5 protein-coding genes are annotated in these 10,275 nt (G+C 48.3%); 3 read left to right on the top strand and 2 right to left on the bottom strand.

All coding sequences use genetic code 11. The features are described from left to right. Nucleotides 1-369: 369 nt before the first annotated feature. Entirely contained in the window at nt 370-1,986 is a 1,617-nt protein-coding gene (gene pckA, locus DXN05_RS22370; RefSeq protein WP_116849520.1) for a phosphoenolpyruvate carboxykinase (ATP), read from the top strand. A gap of 135 nt (nt 1,987-2,121) precedes the next feature. Here pckA and DXN05_RS22365 read toward each other — a convergent pair whose 3' ends face one another. Together DXN05_RS22365 and trpS are read right to left on the bottom strand one after the other, a co-directional pair. Continuing rightward, nucleotides 2,122-2,757 carry a deoxynucleoside kinase gene (locus tag DXN05_RS22365; RefSeq protein WP_116849519.1) on the bottom strand — a complete coding sequence of 212 codons (636 nt, stop codon included), beginning with the start codon at nt 2,755-2,757 and terminating at the stop codon, nt 2,122-2,124. A 181-nt stretch (nt 2,758-2,938) separates the two neighbouring features. After that, on the bottom strand, nt 2,939-3,937 hold the full coding sequence (gene trpS, locus DXN05_RS22360; protein ID WP_116849518.1) for a tryptophan--tRNA ligase: 999 nt from the start codon (nt 3,935-3,937) through the stop codon (nt 2,939-2,941). Between the two features lie 417 nt (nt 3,938-4,354). Here trpS and recG point away from each other — a divergent pair, with 417 nt between their 5' ends. Together recG and DXN05_RS22350 are read left to right on the top strand one after the other, a co-directional pair. After that, nucleotides 4,355-6,469, top strand: a complete 2,115-nt coding sequence (gene recG, locus DXN05_RS22355; RefSeq protein WP_116849539.1) for an ATP-dependent DNA helicase RecG — start codon at nt 4,355-4,357, stop codon at nt 6,467-6,469. Nucleotides 6,470-6,527: 58 nt separating this feature from the next. Continuing rightward, entirely contained in the window at nt 6,528-10,274 is a 3,747-nt protein-coding gene (locus DXN05_RS22350) for a DUF7948 domain-containing protein (RefSeq protein WP_245975278.1), read from the top strand. Nucleotide 10,275: the final 1 nt, after the last annotated feature.

Raw genomic sequence — 10,275 nt, 5'->3', positions numbered from 1 at the left:
AGAATCCTCGTTGCAAAGCAATGTCTTTTGCAAATGAACCGCTTTAATCAGCTGTATCAGAAAAAACATTACTTTACAACGAGGTCTATTATCTACAAAAAAAGTCAACCTTATTCAGGCAAGTACAAAGTTTAACGTTAAACATGAAACTTTTAAACATCGCTGCTAAATCGATAAACTCCGCAAACCCAATATTTATAATACTTGCAAGGGTTTTGCTAAAATTTTTCTGTTTGCACAACAGGGTTGCAAAATATTTTTTAGCAACTCAGCATCAGCGCTTTTTCATTGAATTTCTTCTAAAACGAACGCTCCCTAATACTAACACCTGTAAGTTTTTAAGCGCTAGATTTGTTTAAAACTTCCATTATGCCTGTAGTAAGTACATTAGCCGCACCCAAACAACTTGCACGCCTCGGCTTAGGCAGCCATGTGCAGGTGCATTACCAGCTACAACCCCACCAATTGATTGAGCAAACCCTTCAGTTAAACCAGGGCGTACTGAGCGATACAGGTGCGTTGTGTATTAACACAGGCCAGTTTACCGGCAGAAGTCCGCAGGACAAGTTTATGGTGAAAGATGCACTCACCGAATGCTCCATTAACTGGAACAATTTCAATATCCCTATTGATGAGCAGCATTTTATACAGCTAAAGCGGAAAATGATACATTATTTAAACCAGCGGCGTGAAGTATGGATACGTGACTGCCAGGCCTGTGCCGATGAACGTTACCGGTTCAATATCCGGGTAATTAACGAACACCCGTGGAGCAACCTGTTTGCTCACAATATGTTTATCCGCCCCGGTGAAGACGCACTGGAAAACTTTAACCCCGAATGGCTGGTGATACATGCACCTGGGTTTAAAGCCACTCCCCTTGAAGACGGTACCCGCCAGGAAAACTTCGCTGTACTCTCCTTTTCGCACAAAACCATTTTAATAGGCGGAACAGCCTACACAGGAGAAATAAAGAAAGGCATTTTCACCATTCTCAATTACCTGATGCCAAAAGAAGAAAATGTGCTGAGCATGCATTGCAGCGCCAACATGGGCGAAGCAGGTGATGTGGCAGTTTTTTTTGGTTTAAGCGGAACCGGCAAAACCACGCTGAGCACCCATCCTTCCCGCAAATTGATTGGCGACGACGAACATGGCTGGGCGGCAGACGGTATCTTTAATTTTGAAGGAGGTTGTTATGCCAAGTGTATTAACCTGCAGGCTGAAAAAGAACCCGATATTTTCAACGCCATCCGCCCTGGTGCGCTGGTAGAAAATACCCGCTTTTACAACGGCACACAGCGCATCAACTTCAATGATGGCACTGTAACCGAAAACACGCGTGTAAGTTATCCATTGCATTTTATACCCAACAGCGAGCCGTCTGCAAAAGGGGGTATTCCTAAAAACATCTTCTTTTTAACCTGTGATGCATACGGTGTGCTGCCACCTGTAAGCCAGCTTACACCGGCGCAGGCCATGTATCATTTTATCAGCGGTTATACCGCCAAGGTAGCCGGCACTGAAACAGGCATCTGTGAGCCGAAATCTACATTCAGTGCATGTTTCGGCGCACCGTTTATGCCTTTGCACCCGGTGCAGTATGCCGAAATGCTGGGGCAGAAATTAAAACAACACAAAGTAAATGTATGGTTAATCAACACCGGCTGGACAGGCGGTTGTTACGGCAGCGGTGAACGCATTTCGCTGGCCCATACCCGTGCCATGGTAGATGCAGCCCTCAACGGCAGCCTGCAACAGGTGCCGTACGAACAGCACCCGGTGTTCGGGATGATGGTTCCGCAGCAGTGCCCCGGTGTACCGGCCTGTTTACTTAACCCGCGCAACACCTGGAAAAACCCGGAAGCCTATGATGCTCAGGCCAAAGAACTGGCCGGGCAATTCAGGCAGAACTTCTCCAAATATATGCGCCAGGTGCCCGAAGAAATATTTTTTGCTTCACCCTTGGCAGATTCAAAAATTTGAGTACATTTAACAATCCAATTCTTTCAATAATTTTTGAAAGCAATTGCCACGGCCCTTCTTCGATTGCTATGACATAATAAAAACTCCACCGGCTTCGGTGGAGTTTTGTTTTGTATAATAAGTTGTAAATGAGGTTTAAAACAGGCCGAACAACATGCCGTCTATCTTGCTGATAATGTCCCCGAAGTCTTCTTCGCTATCGGCAAACTTGTTCTTGTCAACGTCTATTACCAGTATCGGGCCCTCGGTATAACTGTCAATCCACTTGTTGTATAAATCGTTCAGCTTTTTCAGGTAATCGAGGCGGATGTTTTCTTCATATTCACGGCCGCGTTTCTGAATCTGGCCAACCAGTGTAGGCACCGATGCTTTCAGGTAAATCATCAGGTCTGGCGGTTGCACCATGGATTTCAGCGTTTGAAAAAACGCATAGTAATTATCGAAATCACGTTTGCTCATCAACCCCATTTCGTGCAGGTTGGGCGCAAATATGTTGGCATCTTCATAAATGGTTCTGTCCTGTATCACGGTTTCTGTACCGCGGTGAATTTCGAGCAGCTGGTTCAGCCTGCTGTTCAGGAAGTAGATTTGCAGGTTAAAGCTCCAGCGTGGCATGTCTTCATAAAAATCCATGAGGTATGGATTATGATCCACGTCTTCAAACTGTGGTATCCAGCGGTAGTGCTTGCTTAATAATTCCGTTAATGTGGTTTTACCTGCACCGATATTACCGGCTACGGCAATATGTTTTGGTTTCTTCGCTTTTGCCATTTTACTTATTTCGGGTTTCAATCGGGTTACAGGTTGCAGGCAGCAATACAACACAAACCTTCACAGGTTAACAACTGCAGGCATGCTGCCTTACGTAATCACTCGGGTAACGGATACGTTGTTGTTGCAACCGTAGCTGCGTTTTAATGCATTACATGGTATGCTTACCTTCAAGCTGCAACTAAATATAATGTACACCTATTGCATCGCGCACCGCTTTAATGGTGGCGTTGGTGTTTATCCGCGCTTTCTCTGCTCCGTCGCGTATAATTTTGTCGAGCAGGTTTTTGTCTGCCTGAATCGCAGCTGCCTTCTCACGTATGGGATGAATAAACTTCGCCATATCTTCTGCCAGCTGCTTTTTCATGTCACCGTAACGGATGACGCAATTGTTGAAATCGGCATTGAACTTCTCCAGTACATCCGGGCTGCTCACCAATCCCATCAGCGTAAAAAGGTTTTCGATATAATCAGGCTTTTCAGCATTCGGTTCTGTGGGACCGCTGTCTGTTTTTGCCTTCATTATTTTTTTCCTGATCAGGTCATCATCATCTGCCAGGTACAAGGTGCTCATCTGGTTTTCGCTCTTGCTCATTTTACCGTTGCCATCAAGGCTCATGATCTTGGCCAGGCTGGTGCCATAATTAAACGCCTGCGGCAAGGGAAACACTTCACCATAACGGTGGTTAAAACGTTCCGCAAAGTTGCGGGTCATTTCCAGGTGTTGCTCCTGGTCTTTACCCACCGGCACTTTCACTGCGCGGTGCACCAGAATATCGGCCGCCATTAATACCGGGTAGGTTAGCAATCCGGCATTCACGTTGTCGGGCTGCAAACGCACTTTGTCTTTAAATGTAGTGGTTTTTTCCAGCTCGCCTTTATACGCCAGCATATTCAGGTACAGGTACAGTTCAGATACTTCAGGCACAGTGCTCTGCACATACAATGCCACCTTTTCAGGATCCAGTCCGCAGGCAACGTTTTCTGCAATTACCCGCATTACGCTGTTGCGCAGTTCCTTTGTATCGGGGTGCGTGGTAAGACTATGCAGGTCGGCCACAAAAAAATAACAGTTGTATTCATCCTGCATGCGCACATAGTTGCGCATGGCACCAAAATAATTGCCCAGGTGCAAAAAACCGGTAGGTCTTATTCCGCTTAAAACAACTTCCTTCTTCATAAGCGGCGAAGATAAGACAAGTTACAGGTTTAACCGAGACCGTGCATGGACAATCGTCTCCGTGAATCGTCAGTCGTGAGTGGAAAAAACATCGAGAATCGAGAATCGACACTTCGGGACCGTGAATCGACAGTCGTGAGTGGAAAAACCATCGGGAATCGAGAATCGACACTTCGGGATTATCCAGGCGAAGACGGGTTGCCGGTGGGGACACCGGCAACGGCAGCGTAGGGATGACCTTCGCTTCAATCACTCACTACTGACTACTCACCACTCACCTGTTTTCATTCACTATTGCCTGTTCACTATTCACCAAAGGAGCCCTATGGACACCAGTACCCCCTTTTTCCAAAAAACCTACGCGCCAACCACCAACAGCTAACAGCTTCTTCCTATTTTGCGGCCAAATTTCCGGACATTTCTTTCGAAACACCATCCATATTAGATTCTCCGATCGAGTACCTCAAAGGCGTAGGGCCGCTGAAAGGTGATATGCTGCGCAAAGAACTGTCGGTATTCACCTTCCGTGATTTGCTGGAGCATTATCCCAACAGGCACCTCGATAAAACAAAGGTGAACACCATCCGCGAAATAAACGCGCAAACCGAATTTATACAGGTAGCCGGAACATTGCTCAATGTATCTGTACTGGGCGAAAAACGCGGCAGGCGCCTGGTAGCGCAGCTGCAGGATAAAACAGGCATACTTGAACTCACCTGGTTCCAGGGCATACAATGGGTGCAGAAAACACTTACAGCCGGGCAGGAATACCTGGTATACGGCCGCACCAGCGTTTTCAATGGCAAGCCGCAGATTACCCATCCCGAAATAGAATTGCTGCGCGATACAAAGGCAGATGGCAAAGCGTTTCTTGAGCCGGTGTATCCTACTACTGAAAAACTCAAGGCACGCGGTTTAAACGGCCGGCAGATAGGCAAACTCACGGCTGCACTGCTACCGCAGATCAGCGAAAAAGATCTTCCTGAAAATATCCCGGCACGCATACTGCATCACCTAAACCTGCCCTCCCGCTACCATGCTGTTTGTGCACTGCATTTCCCTGCCAATGCCGATCAATACCAGGCGGCCCTGCAACGCATGAAGTTTGAAGAGTTTTTCATGGCGCAGATAAGGCTTAACCTGGCCCGCTTAAACAGGCACCGCCACAGCAAGGGCGTAGTGTTTGAAAAAGTAGGCGACCTGTTCAATACCTTTTACACCACATACCTGCCCTTTGAATTAACCGGTGCACAGAAAAGAGTGCTGAAAGAAATACGGCAGGATACCGCCCGGGGCCACCAGATGAACCGGCTGCTGCAGGGTGATGTGGGCAGCGGCAAAACCATGGTAGCTTTACTAACCATGTTACTTGCCGCAGGTAACGGTTACCAGAGCTGCCTGATGGCGCCTACTGAAATACTGGCCCAGCAACACTTCGCGGGTTTAAGTGCACTGCTGAAAGATTTACCCGTACAGCTGCGCCTGCTTACCGGCAGCACCAAAGCAGCAGAAAGAAGGAAAATACTCGCAGGCCTGGCCGATGGCTCTATACAAATGGTAGTAGGCACCCATGCGGTGATTGAAGAAGCCGTGCAGTTTCAGAACCTTGGCCTGGCCATTGTAGATGAGCAGCACCGCTTTGGTGTAGCACAGCGCGCCCGTTTATGGGAGAAGGCAACTGTTCCGCCGCATGTGCTGGTAATGACAGCTACGCCTATTCCGCGCACACTGGCCATGACTGCCTACGGCGATCTCGATTACAGTGTAATGGATGAGCTGCCGCCCGGCAGGCAACCCATTACCACCGTGCACCGCAACGAACACCACCGCGCCAGGGTAATGGACTTTATCCGCACCGAAATAGAAAAAGGCCGCCAGGCTTATATTATATACCCGTTAATTGAAGAAAGTGAAAAGCTCAGCTACGAAGACCTGATGCAGGGATACGAGCAGGTAAAAAGCTTTTTCCCCGAGCCAAAGTACCGCATCAGCATGGTGCACGGCAAACAGCCGCCCGAGCAAAAGGAAACCAATATGCAGCGCTTCGTAACAGGCGATACGCATATTATGGTAAGCACCACGGTAATTGAAGTGGGTGTAAACGTACCCAACGCTTCGGTAATGGTAATTGAAAGCACCGAAAAATTCGGATTGTCGCAATTACATCAATTGCGCGGCCGTGTGGGAAGAGGTAGCGAAAAAAGCTTTTGCATTCTTTTAACTGGTTCCCGCCTCAGCAACGACGCACGCGAACGTATTGGTATTATGTGCGCAACCAACGATGGCTTTAAAATCGCTGAAAAAGATCTTGAATTACGCGGACCGGGCGACATTGAAGGCACCCGGCAAAGTGGTGAGCTAAACTTTAAACTCGCCAGTCTCGTAAATGATAAAAGCATCCTTGAACTGGCAAAATTTCATGCCGGGCAGCTTTTAGACGCAGATGAGGATCTTGCTTCAGCAGAGAATTTACCACTAAGACAATTCCTTTTGTCTCAGAAAGGAAAAACTTCCTGGAGCAAAATTTCCTGAACAACTTTTTCGCGTTGGTAAGCGTTGTATTTAGTAACTTATATATAAATTGTTGAGCTTGGAAACTATTTCCAGAATACTGTCCGTTGCCGTTGCCTTGCTGGTATGGGATATAGCACAGGCGCAGGCTTTGGAGTTTACCGAAAACAAGGGACAGTGGGAAAAGCGCATACAATTCCAGGGTGATATTTCCAATGGCGTATTCATGTTGCATAAAGATGGCTACCGCATATTACTCAACAACCCCGACGATGTAAAACGCATTACCAGCTTCTATCACGGCGCTACACATACCGGCACACCAGGCATACAACCCAATGTTACTACAGCCCGCACCAGCGCCGAAAATCCAACGGCAGGCGGCGGAGGTGTAGGTACTGCCGGCTCACCGGCTGCCGACATGGTGCTGCATTCGCATATATACCAGCTGCGCTTTCTCAACGCCAATGATACCGCTGCCATTACCGCCATACCCGATAAACCGTTAAACAGCTACAATAATTACATACTGGGCAACGATCCCTCCAAATGGGCATCACACTGCACCGTATACCAGGCCGTGCTGTTTAAAAATGTATACCCCAATGTAGATGTGCGTTATTACACCGATAACGGCGCACTCAAATACGATATTATTGTAAACCCGGGCGGCGATCCTGATAAAATAACCCTGCAGTTTGACGGCGTGGATAAACTGAGCCTGAAAAACGAACAGCTTTCCATCCAAACATCTGCCGGTACGGTAAATGAGTTGAAGCCGTACACCTATACTTCAGGCAACACTGGCAGAACCGATGTTGCCGCAAAATATGTGGTAAAGGGTAATACGCTTAAATTCCGCGTTGGCCAGTACGATAAACAATCCACGCTGGTGATAGATCCCACGCTGGTATTCTCCACCTTTACCGGCAGCCGTGCCGATAACTGGGGTTATACCGCTACCTACGATAACCAGGGCAACCTTTATTCAGGCGGCATCGTATTTAATAACGGGCGTGGCGGAGGCGGCTTCCCGGTAAACAATGGCGCTTATCAAACAACATTCCAGGGCGGTGTTCAGGGCGATAATGCAGCCCCCAACGATGTAGCCATTATGAAGTTCAGCGCCAACGGTTCGCAGCGTTTGTACGCCACCTATCTGGGCGGCAACGGTAATGAGCAGCCGCATAGTTTGATTGTAGACAATGCAGGCGAGCTCATCATTTCAGGCCGTACCAGTTCAACCAACTACCCTACCACTGCACCCAATTTTGGTACCTGCGGTAAGCTGGATATTTTTCTTACCAAGCTGAATGCCACCGGCGGCGGCTTGATCGGCTCCCGCAAAATAGGCGGTGCAGATGATGATGGCGTAAACATTGCCACCAAGTACAATTCCAACACCACCAATACCGGCGCAGTAAGCACACGCCGCAATTATGGCGATGATGCGCGCAGTGAAGTGCTCATCGATAACAGCGACAATATTTACCTGGTTACCCAAACCCAGTCATTGAAAGAAACAGACAGCGCTTCAGGCCTGTTCCCTGTTACTGCCAATGCCTTTCAGCCAAAACCCGGCGGCGGCCTGCAGGATGGCGTGGTGATAAAAGCCAGCAGCGATCTTTCTACCATTTATGCCTGCAGCTTTTTGGGCGGCACCGGTAATGATGCGCCATTTGCAGTTGCACTCAACCCTGCCAATAACCATGTATATGTAGCAGGAGCAACGGCCAGCACCGATTTCCCGGGTATTGCAAGGGCCAATGCCGTTATCGGCGGTACTTATGCCGGCGGCGACTGTGATGGTTTTGTAACAGAGCTTAACAACGACTGCTCATCACTGCTCAACAGTTCTTACTTCGGTACATCCGGGGCAGATCTCGTGTTTGGTGTGCAGTTCGACAAGCTGGGCTTTCCTTACATCACGGGAACCACCACCGGCTCATGGCCTGTAAGCAATGCGGCCTTCAGCCAGAATAACGGTAAACAGTTTATTTCGAAATTAAACCCCAACCTGGGTACCTATGTCTACTCCACCGTATTTGGTAAAGGCAGTGCACTACCCGATATTTCGATTACTGCATTCCTGGTAGACCGTTGTGAGAATGTATATGTTTCAGGCTGGGGCGGTGGTATTAATGCAGCAGAAGGATATAACAGCAATGGCACAACAGGCTTAACCACCACAGCCGATGCGATTATTGCCAACTCGCCGCAACGCGACGGAGCAGATTTTTATTTTTTTGTAATGAAGAAAGACGCCGTATCACAATTATATGGAACCATGTTTGGCCAGAACGGCGGCGTTATCAACGACCATGTTGATGGCGGTACCAGCCGTTTCGATAAACAGGGCGTGATATACGAAGCCATTTGTGCAGACTGTAATGGCGGCGGCGTGTTTCCCACCACACCCGGCGCATGGAGCCAGACTAATGGCGCACTGCCCAGTTTCTGCAACCTCGCAGCCATTAAAATTGCTTTTCACCTGGCAGGCATTGCTGCAGGCCTGCGCGCTACCATTGACGGCGTACCCAACGATTCATCGGGTTGCGTACCGCTTACCGTTGAGTTTACCGATACCATGGCCATGGGTAAAACCTACCAGTGGTCGTTTGGCGATGGCTCACCCGATACCACCACAGTTGTTAACTCGGTGAACCATACTTTCACGCAGTTGGGCACCTACCTGGTACGCCTTATTTCAAGCGATCCCGAAGCCTGTAATGCGGCAGATACCGCTTACATGCATATAAGGGTACGCGGAGACAAGGCACCGGTTTCATTTGCCTACCGTAAACTGCCGCCCTGCGATTCACTGAAATACGAATTCAGGAATACCTCGAAAGCACCGGTAACACGGCCATTTACCGATACCTCGTTTGTATGGGATTTTGGTGACGGCAACGTTACACCGCCAACAGGTACACAGATAGTGACACACAGTTATACAACACCAGGCACTTACAATGTGGTATTGCATTTAATAGACACATCCTATTGCAATTACCCTGATTCTGCGCTGAAGCAGATACGCATATCGCCCACTGTAAAGGCAGGCTTTGAAACACCGGCCGCAGGCTGTTACCCGTATACCGCCAAATTCAGCAACACCTCGCTCGCAGGCCAGCAGTTTTACTGGGATTTTGGTGACGGCACTGCCTCGCAGGAAGTAGAACCTGTGCATGCTTACACACAAACCGGTACCTTTACCATCAAATTACTGGTAATTGATTCATCGGCCTGTAACCTGAAAGACAGCATTTCAAAAACCATTGTAATAACCCCTAACCCCACGGCATCGTTTACTTATTCACCCGTACCGCCGCAATCGAATACACCGGTGAATTTCATGAACACCTCAACAGGCGCTGTAACTTATTTATGGGAATATGGTGATGGTGACACCCTGCGCACTACGCTGCACGACACCACTATTCAGCATATTTATGAAGCTACCAGTATTTATAAAGCCTGTTTATATGCCAGTAACCAGTACGGTTGTACCGATTCGGCCTGCCAGGCCATCAGTGCCGTGGTTACACCGCTGGTAGATGTGCCCAACGCATTTACGCCAAACGGCGACGGAATTAATGATGTGGTAATGCTGCGCGGTTATGGCATTGCCAAACTCAATTTCAGGATTTATAACCGCTGGGGGGAAATGGTGTACCAGGCTACCGACCCCAAACAAAACTCGGGGTGGAATGGCCGGTACAAAGGCACTGTACAACCACAGGATGTATATACCTATGTAGCCGATGTGGTTTTCTATGACGGTTCCACTTACCAGAAGAAAGGAGATATAACTTTGTTAAGATAGA

The sequence above is a fragment of the Deminuibacter soli genome (assembly GCF_003412455.1).
Lineage (GTDB): Bacteria > Bacteroidota > Bacteroidia > Chitinophagales > Chitinophagaceae > Deminuibacter > Deminuibacter soli.
Note: the sequence above shows the minus strand (reverse complement) of the source record. Positions and strands in the feature narration are given on the sequence as shown.

Coding starts and splice junctions, on each gene's coding strand:
- trpS (WP_116849518.1), bottom strand. CDS start 3,937: ATGAAGAAGGAAGTTGTTTTAAGCGGAATAAGACCTACCGGTTTTTTG.
- DXN05_RS22365 (WP_116849519.1), bottom strand. CDS start 2,757: ATGGCAAAAGCGAAGAAACCAAAACATATTGCCGTAGCCGGTAATATC.
- pckA (WP_116849520.1), top strand. CDS start 370: ATGCCTGTAGTAAGTACATTAGCCGCACCCAAACAACTTGCACGCCTC.